At 38.2% G+C, this 24,785-nt stretch carries 16 protein-coding genes and 2 tRNA genes; 10 read left to right on the plus strand and 8 right to left on the minus strand.

What is annotated here, in order from left to right:
• Window positions 1–254 precede the first annotated feature (254 nt).
• The 5 genes from BLW74_RS03945 to BLW74_RS03965 all read left to right on the plus strand — a co-directional run bounded on the left by BLW74_RS03945 (window position 255) and on the right by BLW74_RS03965 (window position 10,050).
• Window positions 255–1,838, plus strand: coding sequence for a histidine kinase (locus BLW74_RS03945; RefSeq protein ID WP_089690132.1), 1,584 nt, complete (start codon window positions 255–257; stop codon window positions 1,836–1,838).
• 111 nt (window positions 1,839–1,949) lie between these two features.
• The gene (locus BLW74_RS03950) at window positions 1,950–4,541 is read left to right on the plus strand and encodes a zinc-dependent metalloprotease (protein ID WP_185116336.1); all 2,592 of its coding nucleotides are present in this window, start codon (window positions 1,950–1,952) and stop codon (window positions 4,539–4,541) included.
• Window positions 4,542–4,547: 6 nt separating this feature from the next.
• Window positions 4,548–7,877 carry a SusC/RagA family TonB-linked outer membrane protein gene (locus BLW74_RS03955; protein WP_089690134.1) on the plus strand — a complete coding sequence of 1,110 codons (3,330 nt, stop codon included), beginning with the start codon at window positions 4,548–4,550 and terminating at the stop codon, window positions 7,875–7,877.
• 12 nt (window positions 7,878–7,889) lie between these two features.
• Window positions 7,890–9,209 (plus strand): RagB/SusD family nutrient uptake outer membrane protein, encoded by a 1,320-nt coding sequence (locus BLW74_RS03960; RefSeq protein ID WP_089690135.1) that lies wholly within the window; start codon window positions 7,890–7,892, stop codon window positions 9,207–9,209.
• Window positions 9,210–9,288: 79 nt separating this feature from the next.
• Window positions 9,289–10,050 (plus strand): LytR/AlgR family response regulator transcription factor, encoded by a 762-nt coding sequence (locus BLW74_RS03965; RefSeq protein WP_089690136.1) that lies wholly within the window; start codon window positions 9,289–9,291, stop codon window positions 10,048–10,050.
• Between the two features lie 251 nt (window positions 10,051–10,301).
• On the opposite strand, the gene BLW74_RS03970 is transcribed toward BLW74_RS03965, so the two are convergent.
• The 5 genes from BLW74_RS03970 to BLW74_RS03990 all read right to left on the minus strand — a co-directional run bounded on the left by BLW74_RS03970 (window position 10,302) and on the right by BLW74_RS03990 (window position 15,539).
• A tRNA-Phe gene (locus BLW74_RS03970) sits at window positions 10,302–10,374 on the minus strand.
• 326 nt (window positions 10,375–10,700) lie between these two features.
• Window positions 10,701–12,050 carry a DUF3472 domain-containing protein gene (locus tag BLW74_RS03975; RefSeq protein ID WP_089690137.1) on the minus strand — a complete coding sequence of 450 codons (1,350 nt, stop codon included), beginning with the start codon at window positions 12,048–12,050 and terminating at the stop codon, window positions 10,701–10,703.
• Between the two features lie 204 nt (window positions 12,051–12,254).
• Window positions 12,255–12,327, minus strand: a tRNA-Phe gene (locus BLW74_RS03980).
• Window positions 12,328–12,436: 109 nt separating this feature from the next.
• Entirely contained in the window at window positions 12,437–14,278 is a 1,842-nt protein-coding gene (locus BLW74_RS03985; protein WP_089690138.1) for a lysophospholipid acyltransferase family protein, read from the minus strand.
• A gap of 22 nt (window positions 14,279–14,300) precedes the next feature.
• Entirely contained in the window at window positions 14,301–15,539 is a 1,239-nt protein-coding gene (locus BLW74_RS03990; protein ID WP_089690139.1) for an aspartate kinase, read from the minus strand.
• Between the two features lie 324 nt (window positions 15,540–15,863).
• Here BLW74_RS03990 and fbp point away from each other — a divergent pair, with 324 nt between their 5' ends.
• Together fbp and menC are read left to right on the plus strand one after the other, a co-directional pair.
• Window positions 15,864–16,880, plus strand: a complete 1,017-nt coding sequence (gene fbp / locus BLW74_RS03995) for a class 1 fructose-bisphosphatase (protein ID WP_089690140.1) — start codon at window positions 15,864–15,866, stop codon at window positions 16,878–16,880.
• A complete protein-coding gene (gene menC / locus BLW74_RS04000) occupies window positions 16,880–17,884 on the plus strand; it encodes an o-succinylbenzoate synthase (protein ID WP_089690141.1) in 1,005 nt (334 codons plus the stop codon). The genes fbp and menC overlap by 1 nt, the downstream gene beginning before the upstream one ends.
• Before the next feature lie 14 nt (window positions 17,885–17,898).
• Here the strand turns inward: menC and BLW74_RS22315 are convergent, their stop codons facing one another.
• Together BLW74_RS22315 and BLW74_RS04005 are read right to left on the minus strand one after the other, a co-directional pair.
• Complete coding sequence (locus BLW74_RS22315) at window positions 17,899–18,066, minus strand: bacteriocin-like protein (protein WP_167358351.1); 168 nt, start codon at window positions 18,064–18,066, stop codon at window positions 17,899–17,901.
• Window positions 18,067–18,543: 477 nt separating this feature from the next.
• On the minus strand, window positions 18,544–19,674 hold the full coding sequence (locus tag BLW74_RS04005) for an alpha/beta hydrolase (protein WP_089690142.1): 1,131 nt from the start codon (window positions 19,672–19,674) through the stop codon (window positions 18,544–18,546).
• A gap of 153 nt (window positions 19,675–19,827) precedes the next feature.
• Here BLW74_RS04005 and BLW74_RS04010 point away from each other — a divergent pair, with 153 nt between their 5' ends.
• Both BLW74_RS04010 and BLW74_RS04015 read left to right on the plus strand, forming a co-directional pair.
• Complete coding sequence (locus BLW74_RS04010; protein WP_089690143.1) at window positions 19,828–21,501, plus strand: glutamine--tRNA ligase/YqeY domain fusion protein; 1,674 nt, start codon at window positions 19,828–19,830, stop codon at window positions 21,499–21,501.
• 213 nt (window positions 21,502–21,714) lie between these two features.
• The gene (locus BLW74_RS04015; RefSeq protein ID WP_089690144.1) at window positions 21,715–22,896 is read left to right on the plus strand and encodes an MFS transporter; all 1,182 of its coding nucleotides are present in this window, start codon (window positions 21,715–21,717) and stop codon (window positions 22,894–22,896) included.
• Between the two features lie 92 nt (window positions 22,897–22,988).
• On the opposite strand, the gene BLW74_RS04020 is transcribed toward BLW74_RS04015, so the two are convergent.
• Complete coding sequence (locus tag BLW74_RS04020) at window positions 22,989–23,954, minus strand: YpdA family putative bacillithiol disulfide reductase (RefSeq protein ID WP_089690145.1); 966 nt, start codon at window positions 23,952–23,954, stop codon at window positions 22,989–22,991.
• A 161-nt stretch (window positions 23,955–24,115) separates the two neighbouring features.
• Here BLW74_RS04020 and BLW74_RS04025 point away from each other — a divergent pair, with 161 nt between their 5' ends.
• A complete protein-coding gene (locus BLW74_RS04025; protein ID WP_228424758.1) occupies window positions 24,116–24,745 on the plus strand; it encodes a hypothetical protein in 630 nt (209 codons plus the stop codon).
• Window positions 24,746–24,785: the final 40 nt, after the last annotated feature.

Below are 24,785 nucleotides of genomic sequence, written 5' to 3' on the forward strand. Positions count from 1 at the left end.
ATGAATCTTTTGTCTGAATAACGATATTAACTAACTTTAAGACTTAATTCGGTTTTATGCTTTGGGTTCTTTTATTAAAAAACACAGAAGTTTGCCGGTTTTTGATGATTGGTTTTTTACTCTGTAATGTACGCGCTCTGGCGGTTTTTCAAAAAAACAAAATCAAAATTTAATTCACTTTATAGTCCTGAAATCTTTGTTATATCTTTGCAAACTAATAATTTATAGGCACAGGAGCCTGTGATTTAAAGAATTTGATTATTAATTTTAAGCACGCTTTATCCAAAAAGTCCATTTATATTACCGCTTTAGCTGCCTGCCTGATTGCTGTAGCAGCATTTGCTGTTTTAAGTCTTTTGATCACCGAAGACAGCCGCAAAAATACTGATGATTTTGCTAAGAAAACATTCTACCGGAAATATGAATCCATAGAACACGAATTCAGAAATATTGAAGATTATCAGTATCTCCTTCGTGCCCTGATTCAGAAAGACGGCCTGAAAAATTACAAAGACTATTCTTTGGTTTTAAATGATTTAAACAAAAAAAGAAACCTGTTGCCCTACAGCTGGTATTATTATGAAAATAGTCGTTCAGGGAAGACCGAGAGCAATAATCCTTTATCTGATATTTTTAAGAAGACTGATGCTGAAGAACAATCTATCGCGATAAAAAATAATGGTCCCGGGCATTTCAAAGACCTTTTGATAACCAAAAAGGACAGCATGTACTGGATAAGCTATGATTCTTTGATGCTGCCTGATAAAAACAAACTTTATTATGGATCTACCGTGAGTCTGGATGATCTCCATCAGTATTTTATCAATGTCGACAAGAGTTCCAATACTTACGCATATGTTTTTACCAAAGAAGGAATTTGCATTACCCATCCAGAAAAAAAATATATCGGGAAAAATATTTTTGACTTTACAGATATTAAACCTTATGATACGCTGACCAGTAAAACTGAAGCAGGATATACTCAGGGAACCGCTGTTTCAGAATATCTGGGAGTAGAAGTAACGCGTTTCATTAAACCCTTGAAAACGGATAATTTCGATGGATATACCGTAGTGAACCATGTGAACTTTATCATTGACGAAAATATCAGCAAGATAAAAACGTACACCGTTTATATTTTTCTGGCAGCGCTGTTTCTGATTGTAACAGTTTTTATATTGTTTCAAAGAGCCACCAGCCTTGCGTACCAGGAAAAAGAAAAAATACAGTCTGAGAAAAATTTATTGCTGATAGAAAATGAAAAGATGCACAAAGCTGAAGTCATCAATCAGCTTCAGCAGCTTAAGAATAACATCAATCCGCATTTCCTTTTCAATTCACTCAATTCTCTGTATATGTTAATTGGGATCAATAAGGAGAATGCCCAGAAGTTTACCATGAATCTTTCCAAAATCTATAGATATCTGATTGTGCCTCCGAAGGAAAATATTGTTCTGGTTTCGCAGGAAATCAAATTCATACAGCAGTATATGGAACTTCTGAAAAGCAGATTTGATGAAGAGATCAGGTTTGAAATAATGATTAATAATCCTGAAAGTCTGGAAAAGAAAATCCCCTATTTATCACTGCAGATCGTTACAGAGAATGCTGTAAAGCATAATATTGCTACAATTGACCAGCCTTTGGAAATTATGATTATAGTAGATACCGAAGGAATCACAGTAAAGAATACCTGGCAGCCTAAAACAGAACCGGTCCAGGGAGAAAAATTCGGAATTGATTATTTGAATCAGGTTTATGGGTATTTTAAGAATAATCTTCTTCATATTTCTGTAGATGGTGAATATTTCGTATGTTTTTTGCCATTAATGAAGTGAAAATAAAAATCCATTCACTCCCGAATTATCACCATTCACTCCCTAATATTATTTATATGATTCATGATACCTCTAGCTTTGCGGCTGAAACTAAGATATTTACTATTTGGAATGAATCGGACTATTTTAATGAAGAATTACAGGCTCGCGCTGTATCTCGGTCTTGCTGTGGCTTCACCAATGGCAGTAGCACAGAAAAAAGATAAAGATACAGTAAAGGTCAACAAAGAAAAAACAGATAAGGCAGAAACATCCTCCTCAAAGAAAACAAAAAAAATTGAAGACCTGATTAAAAAAGGAACTTATAAAAAAGGACTTTTTAATACCATCCAGGTAAAAACTGATATTTATTTTGAAATTCCGGACAGTTTGATGGGGCGTCAGTTTTTGGTGGTCAACAAGCTTTCTCAGGTACCGATGCAGGTAAATGAAGCTGGCTTAAATAAAGGAATGAACTATGAAAATAAGGTCATCTCCTTTCACCGTGATCCCGTAGCTAAAAAAGTATGGGTAAAAACGGTGGTTCCCAAAGTGTCTTCACCAAAAAATGATGCGATTACAAAATCTGTAAAAGACAACTTTTCAGAATCTGTTATTGAAGTTTTTGACATTGAAGCACAAAACAGTGATTCTACAGCGGTAGCCATTAAAGTGAACAAAGTTTTTGATGGAAATCAGAAAAGCTTTAACGATGTTTTGGCCAATGTAGGATTGGGAGGTTCTGTGAAATCAAGCCTTTCTTATATAGAAGGAGTGAAGACATTTCCAAAGAACCTGGTAGTGAAGTCTCAATTGTCTACCTCAGTCAATGAAGGCGGGGTAGATCTTCCGGTAACATTGGGCGTTACTACCAATCTGGTACTGCTTTCTACAATACCGATGAAACCAAGAGTAGCCGATTCAAGGGTAGGATTTTTCTCCGAAAAACACTGGTCGTTTAATGATAACCAGCAGAAAATGGACGAAAAGTTCTTCATTACCAAATGGAATCTTGAACCCAAAGACGAGGATAAAGAAAAATATTTAAGAGGTGAGCTGGTAGAGCCCAAGAAGCCGATTGTTTATTATATAGACCCGGCAACCCCCAAACAATGGCGTGATAAAATTATTGCCGGAGTACATGACTGGCAGGCGGCGTTTGAGCAGGCAGGATTCAAAAATGCAGTGATTGCGAAAATGCCGGACGAAAAAGATGAAGATTTTGATATTGATGATGTAAGATATTCTGTGATTACTTACGCCGCATCGCCAAAGTCAAATGCAATGGGACCCTCTGTAGTAGACCCGAGAAGCGGTGAAATTATCGAAGCAGACATCATCTGGTGGCATAATGTAATGACTTCTCTTCATGACTGGATGAGAATTCAGACAGGACCTATTGACCCGAAAGCAAGAGGAAATAAATTCAGTGATGAACATATGGGTGAAGCCATCCGCTTTGTATCATCCCACGAAGTAGGGCACACCTTCGGACTGAAGCATAATATGGGTGCTTCCTTTGCATTCCCTGTAGAATCGCTTCGTTCTAAAGAATTTACAGACAAAATGGGTGGTACAGCACCTTCCATTATGGATTATGCTCGTTACAATTACGTAGCTCAGCCGGAAGATGGCGTTACCGCAATCACTCCGAAAATTGGGATGTACGATAAATATGCCATAGAGTGGGGGTACCGTTGGTATCCGGATGAATTCGCGGAGAAAAAAGCGCTGAAAAACTTAATTGAAAAACATGAGGACGACCCAATGTATTTCTACGGCGAGCAGCAGAGCTACCTGGAAACCATTGATCCACGCTCACAGTCAGAAGATTTAGGTGATGATGCCATGAAAGCCAGCGAGTACGGAATGAAAAACCTGAAAGTTGTGATCAATAATCTTTTACAGTGGACCTATGAAGATGGTAAAGAATACACAGATACCGGAAAGCTGTATTTAGGGGTCATCGGGCAGTGGGATCTGTATACAGGCCATGTGATGGCTAATGTGGGAGGAATTTATCTGAATAATACTGTTTTTGGTAACAAGAAGAAGGCTTACGAAGCCGTTCCTGCAGAAATTCAGAGAAGAGCGGTTGATTATCTTGTTAACAATGCCATCAACCTGCCGGAGTGGTTATTCTTTAATCCGATCACAGAGAAAACCTATCCGGTTAAAGATTCCCCAATGGGACCATTCGAGCAGACCCCTTACACTCTGGCAAGAGGAATGCAGTATGCGAATATTTATTCCTTATTGATGGATGACAGATTGCTCAGATTACTTGAAAACGAATTGAAACATCAGGTATCAGGCTCCAAAGAAGAGATCTACACAGTCGAAAACTTGTTTGATCAGCTAAGAACGGCCATTTTCAACAAAAAAGGAAGCCTTACAATGCTTGAAAAGATGACTCAGAAAAACTATGTTGATGCCTTGATTGTCTCAGTGAACAAATTATTTGAAAAAACAGCAGTGAAAGGATTAAAAACAGATGATACCCTGAATATCCCGACCATCTGTAATTTTCATGAAGAGGATCACGGTTTGAGAAATATCAATTATTCATCCATGAAGAGAGTATCTGAAGTTACTACTTACAAAAGGGCGGAACTTCAGAAGGTTCTGGATCTGTTAGACAGAACAAGATACAGAGGTGATGATGCTTCAAGAGCACATTACACAGATTTAATCATTCGTATACAAGAGGCTTTAAACAAATAAACGGCAATGAAAAAAACTCTAATACTTTTACCTCTTTTGGCTGCTAATATAGCAATGGCCCAGCAAAAGAAAACCATCACCGGGAAAATAGAGGACGGAAACACATCCCAGACGATCAGCGGTGCATCTATAAAAATTGAGACCCAGTCGGTCTCTACCAAAACTGAACTGGAAGGAATTATTGAAAGTGTATCTGTAGGTACAGTAACCGATAAGGACGGAAAATTCATTTTGGAAATTCCTGCCGATACAAAAACTGTATTGGTAAGCTACCCGGGCTATGAATCCAGGGTTATTCAGCTCAATGAAGGACAGACTAATTATACTATCAGACTGACTTCTGAAGTAACAGATAAAAATAAAATCCAGGAAGTAATCATCACCGGTTACCAGAAAATTGAAAAGCGTAAGCAGACTTCAGCGGTTTCTACCGTAAAAATGGACAACATCAGCCAGGCTGGTGTGGCCAGTGTAGACCAAATGCTGGCAGGGCAGATTGCTGGTGTGGCAGTAACTCCCGAAACCGGTGCTCCTGGTAGTCCTGCGAAGATCAGAATCAGAGGGACAGCTTCTCTTTCCGGTCCCCAGGATCCACTTTGGGTAATTGACGGGCTTCCATTAGAAGGAAATGATGTTCCGAACTTTACCGATAAAGACAATATTGACCAGCTTCAGAACTTCTCCATCGCAGGATTGAATCCTAATGATATTGAAGATATCACGATCCTTAAAGATGCCGCAGCAACAGCAATTTACGGAGCAAGAGCTGCCAACGGAGTTATTTCCATTACCACCAAAAAGGGAAAAAAAGGAAGTTTGAGACTGAACTTCTCAGCAGATACTTTCGTGACTTCACGCCCCGATTTTGATAAACTGAACCTTTTAAATGCTTCTGAAAAAGTAGACCTGGAACTCATGCTTGCCAAACGTGCTGATCTTACTTACCGGGCAGATAAAGGGGAAGTGATGAGAATTCTGACTCAGAACAGCCAGCTTGATGCTTTCAGAAACGGAGGGTTTGATGCCCTGAATTCATTAACGCGCCAACAGATCAACGGTTTAAGAAACAACAATACAGACTGGGGAAAACTGCTGTACAGAAATGCCATCAACAAACAATACGGATTAAGTGTTTCCGGAGGAAGTGACCGTGCAGATTACTATTTCTCCCTGGGATATTATGATGAAGAAGGAACAACGATCGGTACAGGTTTTAAGCGTTATAACCTGACTTTAAAAAACAACTACAAATTAAGCGATAAGTTAAATGCAGGAATCTCTATTTTCGGAACGCAAAGCGAACGTACCTCTTTTGTAACGGATGCCGATGCGTCAATAAACCCTGTTAATTATTCAAGAAATGCCAATCCATATCTGAGACCTTTCAATGCAGACGGAAGCTACAACTATGACAGAGATATGGACGGTTTTGAAGACCGTTATATTCCTTTCAACTTTCTTGAAGAAAGAGAAAATACCAACTACTCACTGAAAAATAACTCTTTGAAAGCGATTTTAGACTTAGAATACAAAGCTTCAAAAAGTTTAAGATTCACCTCCCAATTAGGGATTCAGTATGATGCCAACAAAACAGAAAAATTTGCAGCCGAGAATACGTATTTCACCAGAAAAATGAAAGAAAATACCCGTTATTACAAAGACGGTAAATACAATTACTTTCTGCCGGCTGGTGCAGTGAAGCAAAACTGGGATAATGATTTCTTCCAGTACAACTGGAAATTGCAGGCAGCATACAGTACAAAGATCAATAAACATGAAATTGATTTGATGGCCGGTACGGAAATCCGTAAAACAGAAGATAATACAACCATCACAAGAGCTTTCGGGTACGATCCTGTCACAAGAAGAGCCACCGCAATCGTTTTTCCAAATTCAAGTTTTGCAGCGGATAAAAGATACGAAACCTACCGTGAAGCAGCTCCTATAGAAAATGCATATGCTTCTATGTTTGCTACAGCATCTTACACGTATGATCAGAAATATACCTTCTTCGGAAGTGTGAGATATGACGGAACGAACCTTTTCGGGGTTAACAAAAAATATAAGTACCTTCCCATCTGGGCCGTTTCAGGATCATGGCTGGTGACGAAGGAAGACTTTATGAAAAATATTTCTGCAGTATCCAACCTGAGACTGAGAGCTTCTTATGGTCTTCAGGGGAATATTGACAGAAATACCTCACCGTTTTTTATCGGTGAATACAGTGATGCCACTATTCTTCCGGGAGTAAAAGAAGGAATTATCAATGTAATAAGCCCTCCGAACGATAAGCTTAGATGGGAAAAAACAACCAATACCAACGTTGGGCTGGATTTAGGTTTGTTCAATAACCGTGTAAGCCTTACCGCTGATGTTTACAGCAGAAAAGGGACAGATATGATCAGTATGAGAGAAACCCCGCTGGAAACGGGCTTCGAATATACCATGATGAACTGGGGAAGTCTTACCAACAAAGGTTTTGAATTGGCATTATCCACTAAAAACATCAATCATGATAATTTCAAGTGGACCACTACCATCAACTTTGCACACAACAAGAGCAGGGTGCTAAGCGAGCAGCCTCGTGACAACGCTTTCCTTCCTTCAAGAGAAGGGCTGCCGGTAAATGCTGTTTTTGCATTGAAAACGGCAGGAATGGACGAGCACGGAAATCCATTGTTCTGGAAAGGAGATCAAAAGATTTCAGCAGTGGAATTCTTTAAATTATACGATGTATATGCAGATTTTCTTCCGGGGCAGCTTGTAGATACAAAACTTACAAACGCTGAACTGAGAAGCTTATTCACCTATGTAGGAGATAGAGACCCGAAGTTTACCGGAGGTATCATCAATACTTTTAAAGTAAGCAATTTCGACCTTACTATTTCTGCAACATTCAACCTGAAGCAGACTGTAATGAGAACTCCTTCTTACCGGGGTATGGAGCTGGACAGAGGAAGAAACTATACAAGAGATATCTACGAAGCAGGAGGATCACTTCCCGGAATTACCAGTCCTGATATGGATGCTAATCCGGAAGGATGGATGGCCAATAAATGGTTTGCCGGAAACCGATCCAGTGCATACAGCCTTCTTGATGTATGGGCGAAAGAGATAAGCTACATCAGAATCAGCAGCATCCGTTTAGGCTACACCCTTCCGAAAGAATTTACCAATCCTATGGGAATAAGCAGCTTAAGACTATGCGTCGAAGGGCGTAACCTCTTTGTATTCAGTAACGGATACAAAGGATATTTTGATCCGGAAACGTATGGTAATATTTATGCACAGCCTATCACCAAGTCGGTGACCGTAGGATTTAATGTTTCTTTTTAAAACTTGAGAAAAATGAGAAAAATTACAACAATCATAGCGCTTACAGCAATCAGCCTTATCAATATCGGATGTGACAGGTTTTTGGATATTCAGCCTGAAGGAAAGATTATTCCTACCACTGCTGAAGATTACCGAAAAGTACTTACATCAGCCTATTCAAAATATCCTGTTCACAAATCTCTGGTGGCACTTCGTACCGATGAGGTGAATATTGATGATAATTCTACAGATTTTATCTCCTACCGTGAAATTGCGATGTGGAAAGATTCCAACAATGATCCGGCGTCTACAGAATTTCCGTGGGTAAGCTTTTACTCTGTCAATTTCTACCTGAACCAGATCATTATTGAAGGAAGCAAAACTATGCAGGATTCTCCGGAAAAAAATCAGATTTTGGCAGAAGCGTATGCCCTTCGCGCGTATCTGTATTTTGACATGGTTAATCTCTACGGAAAACCCTACAACATTGCTACAGCCTCTACAGACAGGGGAGTTCCCATCAGCCTTGAAATTGACCTTGAGCAGGTGTTAAAGCCATCTTCAGTACAGGAAGTTTACAATCAGGTTCATGCAGATCTTAAAAAAGCAGAAGACCTGATGGTAGAACAGAAACAGGCAGCGGGCGTTAACTACAGGTTCTCGAAAACAGCATTGCTGGCATTTGAAGCAAGGGCTGCGTTATACGAAGGAGACTGGAATAAAGCTTTAAACTATGCAGATCAGGTGCTGGCTGTAAAAGGAGATTTGAGCAATTTAAATACCGTAAATACACCTCCCAACCATTATGCTTCCCCCGAATCCATCATGGCTTTAGACAATACATGGGATAATTCTATCAAAAACCTATCTTTTGCTTCGCCCGAACTGATTTCTTCATATAATGCTGCCTCCGATAAAAGGTTTGGCATGTATTTTGAAAAAAATGGTAGTAAGTATAAAATCACCAAAGGAGGAAGTTTAGAATTTAAAGTGTCTTTCAGAACAGCAGAAATGTATTTTATAAAATCTGAAGCTCTGTTAAAATTGAATAAACTTACGGAAGCCAAAGAAATACTTCTGAAAGTCTTAAAAAACAGATACACTCCGGATGGATATACTTCAGTGCAAAATGCAGTGTCTTCAATGGATTCTACAGCATTGATGAACTTTATTCTGGATGAAAGATTCAGAGAGTTTGCCCTGGAAGGGCACAGATGGTTTGACCTGAGAAGAGCAAATCAGAAAAAAATAAGCCACACCATCAGTGGCAAAGAGTATATTCTTCAGCAGAATGATCCGAGATATACCATTGAATATCCAATGAGTGCGAAGAAGAATAACCCTAATTTATAAAACTTCATATCAAATTCAATACAGAGGAAACCGCTTGAACTTAATTGTTTTAGCGGTTTTTTTGTACTTTTGCATCGTTATGAAAATTGCCATTATAGAAGATGAGCTGCTGGCTGTGAATTATCTGAAAAATCTTTTGGATACACAAAGCATAGTCCCTGTTACAGAGACCGTTGTTCTTCGTTCCAAAAAACAGGCAATTGAATTTTTTGAGCAAAATTCGGCAGATCTTATCTTTATGGATATTCATCTCGGTGACGGAATGAGCCTGGAAATCTTCGAACATGTGGAACTTTTCACCCCGGTTATTTTTATTACCGCTTTTGACGAATATGCCATGAAAGTTTTCAGGCATTTCACCATTGATTATCTCCTGAAACCTTTTGAAGAAGAGGATCTGTATAAAGCGTTACGAAAGTTTATCTCCATCAGAAACAATTTTGATCCTGAACCGGTCCTTAAATCTATCTCATCACTGCGCCAGGCAGATGAAGAAATCATGAAACGCTTTATGGTAAGAGAAGGGAACAAGCTCAAATCAATAGACGAACAGAATACCGCTTATTTTTTCGCATCCGGAAAATACCTTTTCCTGACTACAAAAGACCATCAGACCTATATTTATGATGATACTATTAAAGATATCATTCAGAAATTAAATCCGGAAATTTTCTTTAAAATAAACCGTAAGTTTATCATTAATAAAAATGCCGTTTCCGAGATTATCAAACACTCAAGCCAAAAAGTAGAACTCAGGCTTTTTCCGGAACCGGAAGTAAATGCAGAAGTTTTTATCAGTAAAACGCAGATTGCCGAATGCCTGAACTGGCTGAACAGTTGATAAGATTTATTTCAATCTACATCATTATATAAATGCAAGTTTATCTCTAGTCATTTTATTTCTAAGTGTGCCAATAAGCGGCAGTTTCTTGATGAAACCCAATGTTACACTCACGCTCAAAAAGAATCATTGAAGTTGATTCCCAGCTTTGCTCCCTCAATATTTTAGTTTATTGAACTTAAAATCAGCATTAAGATGAACTTCAAAATACAACAACAAAAAAACCTCTAAATAAATTAGAGGTTTTAAAGTGGTTTCTCCAGGAATCGAACCAGGGACACATGGATTTTCAATCCATTGCTCTACCAACTGAGCTAAGAAACCATTTATATTTTTGTTTATTACTTCGTTGTTTTAAAGTGATGCAAAAGTATAACATTTTCTAATACCGTGCAAGTTTTTTTATTTTATTTTCTTAATAAATCAATTGATACGGCCGGTTTTTAGCTTCAACACTTTGTTCGTCAATAGTTTGGTCTGTTTAATTTTTTTTCATTTTTTTCTGTGATACTTTTTTGAAAAGCTTCTACTAAGACTATTTTCAATGTTAAAAAGAATCTATTCAATCAAAAAATAGGGTATGCCACGGAAAATAAATAAAAAGCCGGTACTATTTACAGTAACCGGCTGATAATTTGTAAGTCACGATTTTAGGGAAGAGCAGAAAAATTTATGTCCGGAGCCTGTGTAGGTGCAGTTACTGAAAACGGTGTGCCGGGAGGAACGATTGTATTAAAGAATCCGCCATTCTGAAGGAAAAAAGCGCTGCCACTTGTACCTCCCATTGCATCTATTCTTTGTTTTGCATTGTACGTATTATCTACACTAAATTTTGCCCCTGAAACTGGCAGCCAGCTGCCATCGGAAGTCTTTATCCATTGATTTTTGAACTCTGCTTTTCTGCCCTGATATCCATTTTCGGGATTGAAATTTTCAACGAAGCTGTAGAAGCTTTTAAGATAAGTGCTGGTTTGAGGTCTTTTCCAGCTGGCTATCAGTTTCCATGCCGAAGCATCCGGAGATAAAAACCAAGCTGTAAAATCTGTTTTTCCGGTTCCGTCCGGCTCACCTTTTAGTAAGAATTTGTAGGTTTGTCCAGCAGTCCAGTTGTATTTGTAATAACTTTGTCCGCCAGATCCTTCATTACCAAATTCCCCGATTGTTACTCCGGAACCGGCTCTGTTCAGAATAATTTTGTGATCAGGAGGAATATTGTTGGGGTCATCGGTTTCAAACGGGCTCCATACGGAGAACAAAATCCTTCTTTCCGTGGCAGAGTTCACCTGCATTCCAAAATAGCCTGCACTAAAGCCATTCGCCATAAAATAAGAGCCAATTTTATCTTCTCCGGCAGGAACTGTGACTTCATTGTAATAATAGCTCACATTACTGGCCGTTGGAATTACATAATTCAGGTGGCAGGAAGGCCCTCTGCGTGCCCAGTAATAGTAAGAAGGATCATTGCTGAAAACATTGGTTCCTGCGGAAGCTGCTCCGCTGAAAGTTACATCTGTTACATCCGCAAAATATCCACCGGTTTTAGAAACACCTTGCAGATCAATTTTTATATAGCCAGGGGAGGAAACAGTGAAATCACCAACGGTATAATCTTTATATCCGGAACCTGTTAAGGTAACATTTTTTGAAGTGTTTCCTATCGTTACCTTTACCACACTTGTACCCGAAGGAACAGATGCTTTTAATCCAACGGTTAACGGTCCCGTGCTGCTCACTTTGAAATAAGTGCTGATTACCGTATTGGAATTGGTCCAGTTCCCTAAGTTGGTGGAGGTGATAACCTCGCTGGCGCCTGCTGGCTTTACGGTTAAAAAAGAATTTCCGGCTACCGGAACGCTGAAAGAGGAAGCCCTATTAAAAACTGAAGCGTTTTTCATTGCTGCAACAGTATCTGCAGTTGCTACAGTGTTTTCTGCACAGGATTGAAAAATAATCAAAGCAGCGATACCCAGAAATGTATCGGTTAATAATTTTAATTTCATATTATTTTTTGTAAGTGATTTGCTCTACTAAATTAAGTTTTAGTTGCCGAATAAAAAATTAATTCCCTTGGTTTTGATTAATTTTTTTGTTTTGATAAAATTAGTTGAGAAAAATCTGTTTTTTTTACCAGAGCGGGAAGAGGGCAGGAGCAGGGAAATAGATAACAACAAAAAAACCTCTAAAATAAATTAGAGGTTTTCAAGTGGTTTCTCCAGGAATCGAACCAGGGACACATGGATTTTCAATCCATTGCTCTACCAACTGAGCTAAGAAACCATTGTATTTTTGTTTGACTTACTTCGTTGTTTTAAAGTGATGCAAAAGTAGTAAGATTTACTATACAAAGCAAGTATTCATCGTACTTTTTTTAAATAAAGTTAAAAACTTACTGATTATCAGCCGGATTATTTTCCTGCTCTTTTCTGATCTGTTCACTCATCTCTTCCAATACCGGTTTGATCGTGTTTTCCGGGAGGTCACTGATGCGGATATACATTAATCCGTCAATGGCATCATTGAAGTTGGGATCTACGTTGAAAGCAATTACTTTTGCATTTTGCTTAATGTATTTTTTGATTAGAACAGGAAGCCTCAGCTCGGGTTCCAGATCATCAATAATCTTATCGAGTTTGTTAAGATCAGATTCCATTTCTTCAAAGAAAATATTCTTATCCCTGTCGCGAAGCTTAACTTTGTATTCGTTTCTAGGAGTGATATATTGAGCTACGGCGGAATCAAAATAATTGGAACGCATGAATTCGATCATCAGCGATTTTGAGAACTCAGAGAATTTGTTGGAAATACTCACGCCTCCCATAAGGAATTTATGGTCAGGATTTCTAAGGCATACATGCACAATTCCTCTCCATAAAAGGAAAAGAGGAAGGGGTTTCTGCTGATATTCCTGGCAGATGTAGGCACGCCCCATTTCAATCACCTTTTTAAAGAAAGGGTGGATGTCCTGCTCAAACTCAAATAAAGAGCTGGTATAGAATCCTTTGATACCATATTTCTTCATGACCTCTCTGCCCAATGCCATTCTGTAGGCACCAGCCAGCTTTTTCTCACCGTTATCCCAAAGGAAAAGATGATGGTAATGCTTGTCATACTCATCAAGGTCAAACGGAAGATTGCTTCCTTCACCTACTGCACGGAAGGTAAGCTCTCTCTGACGTCCGATTTCCCTCATAATAGAAGGGATTTCCTCGTAAGTAGTAAAGTAAATCTCATAATTTCCGTTGCTGAACAGCATTTTATCAGTTCCTCTCAGTTTATCAACATCTTTTATGATGTCTTCCACAGGAGTTTCGTCAATAATATTCTGAACAATATTTTCTTCCTTGAGTAGAGGAAATTTTACAGATAAATTCTGAAGATTAATACTTTGGGCAAGGGATTTTCTCTTTTCATAGTAAGATTTCATCATATATACCTTGCGTTTCAGAAATTCTCCCAATTCCTCAATGGTTTCCATGTCATCCATGGCCTTTACAGTGATAGGACGCCCTATCCTGATTCTGATCGGCTTTTCTCTGTCATTCATCATTTCTGCGGGAAGCATCAATGTCTGTAAATTCGGATGAAGTTTAGCCACCTGGTAAAAAAGTCGGCTGTTCTTTGCATGGAAATACATAGGAACTACCGGCACTTTAGCCATTCTGATCAGCTTAAGTGCCGTTTTTTCCCATTCTTTATCTAGAATTTCTCCGTACGGATTGTTTTTGTTAGAAACTTCTCCTGCTGGGAAAATACCTACACAGCCTCCGTTTTGCAGATGCTTGAGCGTTTCGCGCATTCCCGAAGAGCTGCTGTAAGCTTCTTTTCTGTTTTCAAAAGGATTTACAGAAATTACGTACGGTTCCATAGGCTTGATTTTTTCCAAAAGGAAATTCCCCATCACCTTGAAATCCGGACGTACTTCTGACAAGATCTTGCACATCAGAATTCCGTCAATAGCACCCAGCGGGTGATTGGAAACCAAAATAAACGGCCCCGTTTTCGGAATCTTTGCCAGATCCTCTTCAAAAGCTACATAGCTTAGGTTTCTTTCTCTCACAAATGAGTCGAAAAAGTCTTTGCCTTCCTTGTCTTTTAGCTTATCGTATAATTTATTTACTTCGTTTATTTTAGCAATGCTCATCACAGCAGATGCTACCGGGTTCTTGAGAAACCCAATTTTATTTAAGCCGGAAGCTTTGATCAGATCGTTTTTCGAAATTAAACTCATGTGTGTTTAGTCGCAATTAATATTATTGTGTTACCATTTGAAGCGTATTCTTGGAAATTTGTTCCAACAATACATTTTTTTCATGGTAAAATTTATCAATATGATCCATCTTCGCATTTCTTACTGTGAATAAAGATACATTTTTAATTGCTTCGGTTTTAAAAATTTTTTGAAGCTCTTCATTGAGCTCATCAATATGATTAAACTTATCCTCAAGGCACAGTGCCAGAGAGATCGCAGAGTTCTGCATCAGAGAAACCTTGATCTTATATTTGGATAAAAATCCGAAAATGAGGCTCATGTGGTCTTCTGCAATAAAAGAGAAGTCTCTTGTTGAGATTTTCAAAAGATCCTGATTTTCTTTTAAGATATAAGATTCTTCCTGTTGGTTTTTGTCTGAAGCACCTACTTTAGTTCCTTCCTTAGTAGGATCTACGAAAGATTTTACATAAAAAGGAATATTTTTTTGCTGCAGCGGCTGTAAGGTTTTCGGGTGGATTACACTTGCCCCGTAGTATGCCATTTCAATAGCTTCCTCATAGGAGATATTGGAAAGAAGCGTTACATCACTGAACTTTCTTGGATCCCCGGTCATTACGCCCGGTACATCTTTCCAGATCGTCATGGCTTCAGCATTTAAACAGTAAGCAAATATAGCAGCAGAGTAGTCAGAACCCTCTCTTCCCAGCGTCACTGTAAAATTATTGTCGTCAGAACCAATGAATCCCTGCGTTACGTAGCATATTTCAGGATTAAGATGAGAGATAAACTCTTCCGTTCTTGCCCAGTCTACAGTACCTTCTCTGTACGAGTTATCTGTTTTTACATAATCTCTGGCATCCAGCCACTGATTGGTAAATTGGATTTCGTTCAGATATTCACTTACGATTTTTGTGGAAATCATTTCTCCGCAGCTTACCACCTGATCATACACAAAGTTGTAGTTGGGAGACTTATTTCTTCTTAAAAAAGAATCAATATCATCAAAAAAGAGATTGATCTCAGCGAAAACCGCGTGATTTTCAGGAAAAAGTCCTTCCGCAATCTCAATGTGTTTTCGTTTTATCTTTTCAATCTCAGTTTGATAGTTGTCCTTTTTGAAATAAAGTTCCACAACTTTTTCCAACTCATTGGTCGTTTTGCCCATTGCTGAAATCACCAGCAAGCATTTGGCAAATCCCTGGCTTTTTAGAACCATAGACACGTTTTTCACACTGTCGGCATCTTTTACTGATGCTCCACCAAACTTGAAAATTTTCATTAAATTGTTAAAAATAAAATTGTTAGATAAAAAATTACATGAGTTTTTTACGGACGTCAAAATTATAAATTTACAACGAGATATGAAATAGCCTAGCGCAGAGATAGAATTAAGATTTCCTTAAAATCAACAAATCATGAAATAATCTGAATTTTTCATGAGCAGGAACCGGCAAATTCGGGGACGTAATTTTCAATAATAACATTGTGTTATCTTATTTTGTGATTGTATTGTATTGAAATACAGTGTGTAATCTCTTTTTTAATTAAATTTTCTTAATGAGATAAATTTTCCGAAATTTGGGCAAAACGTAAAAAGAAAAATATGTCAAATCAACCATTACAGACTTTAGGAGAATTTCTTATAGATAAACAGGACGATTTTCAGTATTCTACAGGGGAATTCTCTCGTCTTCTAAGTGCAATAAGATTGGCTTCGAAAGTGGTAAACAGAGAAGTAAATAAAGCCGGAATTGTAGATATCACAGGAGCTGCAGGAAACCAAAACGTTCAGGGAGAAGAACAGCAGAAACTGGATGTTATTGCTAATGAAATTTTTATTACAGCTTTGTCTCAAAGAGAGGTTGTTTGCGGTATTGCTTCTGAGGAAAATGATGATTTCATTGATATCAAATGTGGCGAAAACGGCCACTTAAGCAAATATGTAGTACTGATCGATCCTCTGGACGGTTCTTCCAATATTGACGTAAATGTTTCCGTAGGAACTATCTTCTCCATCTACAGAAGAGTTACTGAACCCGGCACTCCGGTACAGCTGGAAGACTTTTTGCAAAAAGGAATCAATCAGATTGCGGCAGGATATGTAATTTACGGGTCTTCTACCATGATTGTGTATACGACAGGAAACGGAGTAAACGGATTTACACTGGATCCTTCATTGGGAACGTATTATCTATCGCATCCGAATATGACTTTCCCAAAAACAGGAAAAATTTATTCTATCAACGAAGGAAACTATATCAAATTTCCTCAGGGAGTTAAAAATTACCTGAAATACTGCCAGATGGAAGAAGGCGACCGTCCTTACACATCAAGATATATTGGTTCTCTGGTGGCAGATTTTCACAGAAATATGCTAAAGGGAGGGATTTACATCTATCCTTCTTATTCACAGGCTCCCAATGGTAAACTAAGACTTTTATACGAATGTAATCCAATGGCATTCCTTGCGGAACAGGCAGGTGGAAAAGCAACTGACGGATTCAGAAGAATTTTGGAAGTGGAACCTACAGAACTTCACCAGAGAATTCCGTTCTTCTGTGGAAGTATTGACATGGTGGAAAAAGCAGAAGAATTTATGCGTATCGACAGCGTGAAATAATGGAAGCGGCTTATTTACAATATTTATTACAATTTAAACGCCCGAGTGGAACATCTCGAGGCGTTTTGCTTGATAAGGAAACCTTTATTCTTACGCTTTCTGAGAACGGGAAAAAAGGGGTGGGTGAATGTGCAGTTTTCAGGGGACTGAGTTTTGATGACACACCAGATTACGAAGAAAAATTAAAATGGCTTTGCGAAAATATCAATCAGGACAAAGCTGTTTTACAGGAAGAACTGAAAGAATTTCCATCAATCTGGTTTGGATATGAGCAGGCCATTCAGAATCTGAAATATGGCGGCAGTATTTATTTTCCGAGTGAATTTACTGAAGGAAAATCTGCCATTACCATCAACGGTCTGATATGGATGGGTGATGCGGGATATATGGAAGAACAGATTCAGGAAAAGCTGGAAAAGGGATTTCACTGCATTAAATTAAAAATTGGAGTCGATTGGAAATCTGAGCATATCATTCTACAGAAATTAAGAGAAAAATTCTCCAGAGATCAGCTGGAGCTTCGTGTAGATGCCAACGGAGGTTTCAGCAAAGAAGAAGCGATTACTGTGCTGCAGCAGCTGGCGGACCTTCATATTCATTCTATTGAGCAGCCTGTTAAGGCCGGAAATTGGCAAGATATGGCCGAATTATGTGCCAGCACACCCACTCCGATTGCTTTGGATGAAGAACTGATCGGAATTACAGATTCTGAAAAAAAGAAACAGCTTTTAGAAACAGTTAAGCCTCAGTATATCATCTTAAAACCTGCATTAGTGGGAGGTTTTTCTGGTTCAGATGAGTGGATTTCCCTGGCAGAAAGTCAACATATCGGCTGGTGGATTACATCCGCACTGGAAAGTAATATTGGTTTGAATGCCATTGCACAGTATACATTTACCAAAAAAAATCCAATGCCTCAAGGTTTAGGCACTGGAGCTTTATTTGTCAATAATTTTGAATCCGATCTGGAACTCAGAAATGAGCTGTTATGGTTCAAAATATAACTGCAGAAAGTTTATCAGCATAATGGTGGAGGTGAGTCCGGACATGTAGTTTGTCCGCAGTAATCTGGTGCCCAAGATCTGCAGCACATCGCAACGGGGTTCCAGCTGTTACACCCAAGAGGAGGTCTTCCTCCTTTGATGGTTTTTAAGTCTCCTCTTTTGATTTTTTTTAGATTTTTCATGTTATTAATTTTATTTGATTGGTAAGTAAATGTCGAAAACTTTTTTTAATTATACAACATGTGGGGAATTATTTTTGTAATATTTAACTTTATTGTGAAAGTTTTATGTTATGCTTGATATTCTGTTTACCAGTAAGAAAGACCTTCAGAAATAAATTTCACGGGCAGAAATGACAATGCATTCCTGCATAAGAATTGTAGGAATAATATTGGTATTTTGGTAATGTTTATAAGGTAAAGTAGTTGTTGGGCCGGATAGTTTTTTGTTTTAAAGTTATCAATTCAGTTAAATCACATCTTTTACGAAGATGGCTTTCTTGATATATCTTAAAATATAAGAAAACCTTTTTTTAATCTGTTCCATAATAAAAAATTGTAATTCCCTACAGATTGAATTGGCAATCTTTATGCCATACTTGGAAATAGGGCTAATTTTAACGCAAAGTTCATTTTTTTAAGGATAATTTTAATTATTTGTTACGAAATTATGGTGAAAACATTTTCACTGTCTTTTACTCTGGTGGTGATAAGATTTCTGTCAATTCCATGTAAGTTCTGAAAAATGTCATTTTGTACCTGTGAGCTGGAAAGATACCCCCAGTGATTTCCCACTTCATACTTAAAGCTGTTCAAAAGATCATCTTTTACAAACGTACAGTCAATTATGGACACAATATCTTTATATTGCTCAATATTACCAGGCCCGTTTTTACCGAGTCTCGGGGTCAGAATATTTTTTGTAAACTGGGAAATTCCCAAAACGGCGTCCTGCCTGTTCAGATAAATGGAAATTCGGTTGGCTAATAATGGAAGTTTATTGTAAGAATCTTCAGAATCTTCAAATACTTTATAGCTCACATCCGCATTTAACAGTAAAACCTGGTCGATCACCCTCAGGATATTTTCTTTTTTAAGACTGTACAGCATACTTTGAAGTACTCTGTTCCCCAACGAATGAGCCATGATATGGATTCTCTGGTTGCAGGGTTTAAGATCACGGTTGGAAAAAATATCTTTTAAAAACTGAGTATAGAAGTAAAACATTCTCATCAGAGATGACCCTGAATTGATACTGGAAGCTTTATCATCAAAATAACTCAGCGGCATAATGCTTCCGGAAGCCGGCCAGCTTATAAATAAAATATGTTCTACAGGAGATGCGGGATTATCAATGAATATTTTTTTCAGATCAAGAATTGCTTTCAGTTCATCATCAAAATCATACAGATAGCCGTGGATGAATATAAGAACGTCACTTCTTTCTTTGGTGGCAGACATGTTTTTGTACAGTTCATAAAACATTCTCTGGGTTCCGCCGAGGTTATTGGCTGTAAGAGGAGATTTTTTGATTCCTTTTTCGCTCAGCAAAACGTCTAAAACTTCTTCATAGCCTTGTTTTTCAGGTTCGGAGAAAAGGTGGTAGTTTAAGATATTCCTGTTGGTATAATCCTTCTTCTTTTTAGCCTGAGCAGTCGGTTCCTTATAATTGTCAAAATCACATTTGGCGATCCTGAAATTGGGAATCGAATATTCATCATTGGAAAAAGAGTCTTCTTTCTCACCCTTATGACGAACTATTTTCCGGTTACTTAAGATATAGACGGCCATGAATGATATTGGATTAAATGGTTTTAGCTTTTCCTAAATTACTGAAAATTCCTGAAATACAATGGATCATGCTTTTAAATTATCACTTTTACAAACGCTTATTTTTCCGTAACTTTGTGAAACTTTTTTTGCTAAAAAATAAAAGCTACTTTAATGGAAGAAGAAAAAAAATCACTCAATTTTATTGAGCAAATTATTGAAGATGATCTGGCAAACGGTCTGAAAAGAGAGCAGATCCGTTTCCGTTTTCCCCCTGAACCGAATGGTTACCTGCATGTAGGGCATACAAAAGCGATCTGCATCAACTTCGGTCTTGGTGAAAAATACAACGCTCCCGTAAACCTTCGTTTTGACGATACGAACCCTGAAAAAGAAGAACAGGAATTCGTAGATTCTATCATGAAAGATGTTGAATGGCTGGGTTTCAAATGGGATAAAGTTTTGTATGCATCCGATTACTTCCAGCAGCTTTATGATTGGGCAGTACAGCTTATTAAAGAAGGAAAAGCTTATGTAGATGAGCAGCCTTCTGAAGTGATTACTGAACAAAGAAAAAATCCTGCCGAACCGGGAATTGAATCTCCGTACCGAAACCGTCCTGTTGAAGAGTCTTTAGATTTATTCGAAAGGATGAAAAACGGTGAATTTGAAAGCGGCTCAATGTCTCTTCGTGCCAAAATCGACATGGTGTCTCCTAATATGAATATGCGTGACCCTGTGATGTACAGAATTTTGAATAAGCCCCACCACAGAACAGGTACAGCCTGGAAAATTTATCCGATGTACGACTGGGCTCATGGTGAATCCGATTATATTGAGCAAATTTCGCACTCGCTTTGTTCTCTGGAATTTGAAAATCACAGACCATTATACAACTGGTATTTGGATCAGGTTTACGAAGAAGGAAAGGTTAAAAACAAGCAGAGAGAATTTGCAAGGATGAATGTTTCCTACATGATTACTTCCAAAAGAAAGTTACAGAGATTAGTGGCTGAAGGGGTAGTGACCGGATGGGATGATCCTAGAATGCCTACTATTTCCGGGATGAGAAGAAAAGGATTTACTCCTGCTTCCATCAGAAACTTTATAGAAAAGGTAGGGGTAGCGAAAAGAGAAAATCTTATCGAGATCCAGCTGCTGGATTTCTGTGTACGTGAAGACCTGAATAAAGTGGCGAAGCGTGTAATGGCAGTGGTAGATCCTGTGAAATTAGTGATCGAAAACTATCCTGAAGATAAAGAAGAATGGTTAGAAACTGAAAATAATCCTGAGCAGGAAAATGCCGGTACAAGAGAAGTTCCATTCTCAAGAGAATTGTATATTGAACGTGAAGACTTCAAAGAGGAAGCTAACAATAAATTTTTCAGGCTTAAGCTGGGCGGAGAAGTTCGTTTAAAATCTGCTTACATCGTCAAAGCTGAAAGAGTAGAGAAGGACGAAAATGGTGAGATCACTACCATCTACGCTACTTACGATGAGAAAAGTAAATCCGGAAGCGGAACAGAAGAAAGTTTAAGAAAGGTAAAAGGTACTTTACACTGGGTATCTGCAAAGCATGCTATTCCTGTAGAAGTGAGAACTTATAACCACCTGTTTACCGTGGAGCAGCCTGATGCCGAAAAAGATGTTGACTTTTTAAACTTCATCAACCCTGAATCTGTAACAATTGTAAAAGGATTTGCAGAGCCAAGCCTGAAAGAGGTTGCTGTTGGAGAACCCCTACAGTTTCAGAGAATAGGTTATTTTACAAAGGATCAGGATTCTACGGACACCCATTTTGTGTTCAACAGAACTGTGACTTTGAAAGACTCTTATAAGCCGGAGTAAAATTTATTTATAGAGATAAATGAAACAGGGCTTATTTTTTTAAGTCCTGTTTTTTTTATTGATGGTATGGAGCAAAACGTACGTAATTCACGAAGTTTTTTATGCCCGATACTCCAAAGCCGGATACAAATTATTAATTAAAAAATGTAAAAAATTGTGAAACTCATCAATATATACACCAATTCTTTCAAAGGACTTTCGCAGGAGAGTTGGATGCTGGCATTGGTAATGCTCATTAACAGAGCCGGCTCTATGGTACTTCCGTTTCTGGGAGTTTATATGACCAATCATTTACATTTCAGTATTGAAAATTCTGGAATCGTGCTGAGCTTTTTTGGAATAGGTTCGGTTATCGGATCCTGGCTGGGAGGGATGATTACCGATAAAATAGGAGAGTACAGGGTACAAAGTCTGAGTTTATTGCTCAGTGTTCCTTTATTCTGTATGATTCCGCTTTTTACCACAGAAGCCGGACTGGCAGGTATTATTTTGGCTCAGAGTATTGTAAGTGAAACTTTCCGCCCTGCCAACTCGGTAGCCATAACCAAGTATGCAAAGCCTGAAAATATTACGAGAGCTTTCTCTTTGAACCGGATGGCTGTAAATCTTGGATTTTCTATCGGACCTGCGCTGGGAGGAATTTTATCTGCTATCTCTTATGAATTTCTGTTTTTTAGCAATGCGCTGGCTGCACTGCTGGCCGGGCTGATGTACATCTGGTTTTTTAAAGACCGTGCAAGATTAGCCAGACTGAAAGCTAAAACAGTAAAAGAAGCTATTGTGATTAAAAAAGAAAGTTCTCCTTACCGCGACGGCAAATTTTTGATATATTGTGCATTTTGCATGCTGTTTTCTATATGTTTTTTTCAGTTATTCAGTACTCTGACGATATTTTATAAGGATACGGCACATCTGAGCCAGCAAAATATCGGCTATATTCTGGGGTACAGCGGATTTCTGATAGTATTGCTGGAAATGGGGCTGGTACAGGTTGCTGAGAAGTATTTTACTTTAGCCTTTACCATGCTGTTCGGAACTTTTCTGTGCGGTATTTCTTACACCATGCTGGCTTTTGATTACAGTATGATTACGCTTGTACTTTCTATGACCTTGCTGTGTGTCGGCGAAATATGGACACTTCCCTTTATGTCAACAATTACAGCACTGCGTTCCGGAGCCGGAAATAAAGGTGCATACATGGGACTGAACGGAATGTCATTTTCCATAGCTTTCATCGTTACTCCATATATAGGAACTCTGATCGCAGAAAAATTAGGATTCAATATATTATGGATCGGAACAGGAGTGCTGGCTGCGGGGATTGCCATTGGTTTTTACTTTATCATTCCCTGGATGCTGAAGGATAAAAACAGAGTGGAAGAAGATGCAGCATAAAGTACAGCAGTCTGATTCACGCATATAACAAAATTCTCGGGCAATTTCGTAGAAATTGCCCGAGAATTTTTTAGATAAACAGATGAGCTGTTCTAAAGTTTAGAAAGAATTGAACGGATAATCATATCCGCATGAATTCTCGAATTTTCAATGAACCAGAGATGGGTGTCTTTTCCTCCGCATACTACTCCCGCCAGATAAAGATTCGAAATATTGGTTTCCATCGTTTCGGTATTGTAAAACGGATTCAGGCAATCTCCATTCAGCTCTATTCCTGACTTTCTTAGAAAATCAAAGTCAGGAAGATAGCCGGTCATAGCCAGTACAAAATCGTTGTCAATTTCATGAGTTTCTCCATTTTCATCCCTGAAAATAACTGTATCCTCTTTAATTTCGATCATTTCTGCATTAAAATAAGCTTTAATGCTGCCTTCAGCAATTCGGTTTTCAATATCCGGTTTTACCCAGTATTTTACACTTTTTGAAATCTCAGAATGGCGGACAACCATTGTTACTTCAGCACCTTTTCTATACGTTTCCAGTGCCGCATCTACGGCGGAATTGCTTGATCCTACCACCACTATTTTCTGCTTTGCGTAAGGATACGGTTCAGTGTAATAATGCTTTACTTTAGGAAGGTCTTCCCCGGGAATATTCATCAGATTGGGGATGTCGTAAAATCCGGTGGCAATTACCGCATTCCGTGCATGATAGGTGGATCTGGTCGTTTTAATTTCAAATATTTCATCGTTTTTCGAAACACTCAACACCTTTTCGTAGAGATTGATGTTCAGCTTTTTTTGTCGGGCAATTCCCTGATAGTACTCTAAAGCCTCCTGTCTTCCGGGTTTTGGAGCAGTGGAAATAAATGGAATTTTATCAATTTCCAGCTTTTCAGCAGTAGAGAAAAAACGCATGTATAAAGGATAATTATACAGTGAGTTGACAATAGTCCCTTTTTCTATGATTACATGGGTAAGGTTGCTTTTTTGAGCTTCAATAGCACAGTTCAGACCGATAGGCCCTGCTCCGATAATGAGAATATCCAAAATTTCCATACAGCAAAGGTACAACTGAAATTATAAATTATCAATGATAAATAATGTTTGATGAATTCGTTATTTATCTATATTCTATAATGGTTGGCATCAGTTTTGGTGCTTTTTCTATCCACTACAGATTTTACCCTATGAAAAAAAGATTTATTCCCATATTAGCTATGAGCACAGTATTAGTTCTCAGTGTTGCTACAGCCTGCAAAAAAGAGGCTGGCAAACCTGTTCCCAATCAAATCGATTCCATCGCACAAAATAAAACCGACAGTGCTGGAACTATTCAGAATAATGTTAATAAAGAAGCAGCTTTAAAGCAGACGAACGATGAGCTTCTGAAGGCATTGAAAAATAAGGATTATACCACTTTCGCTTCTTTCATTCACCCTGAAAAAGGCGTCCGTTTTTCCATGTATGCTTTTGTAAATGTAAAAGAAGATAAACATTTTTCTAAAGCAGATTTTGAAAAATATCAGCCTACCAAAACAATTTTTACCTGGGGGGCACATGATGGTTCCGGAGATCCTTACAAGGCAACAATTAATGATTATCTAAGTAAATGGGTCTTTTCAAACGATTTTACTGCCTCACAATATTCGTTCAATAAATTCATCGGTGGAGGTAATTCTCTGAATAACTTAAAGGAAATTTATCCTAAAGATGACTTCACCGAAAATTACATTAAAGGAACCGAAAAGTACGGAAATATGGATTGGAAAACACTTCGTTTTGTGTTTGAGGAATTCCAGGGCCAATACTATCTGGTTGCTGTTCTGAATGACCAGTGGACGATATAGAACTGAAAAGTTAAAAGTTAGAAGCTGACAGATGAAATAA

The organism is Chryseobacterium culicis (assembly GCF_900108365.1).
In the GTDB taxonomy this organism is placed as follows: Bacteria; Bacteroidota; Bacteroidia; order Flavobacteriales; family Weeksellaceae; genus Chryseobacterium; species Chryseobacterium culicis.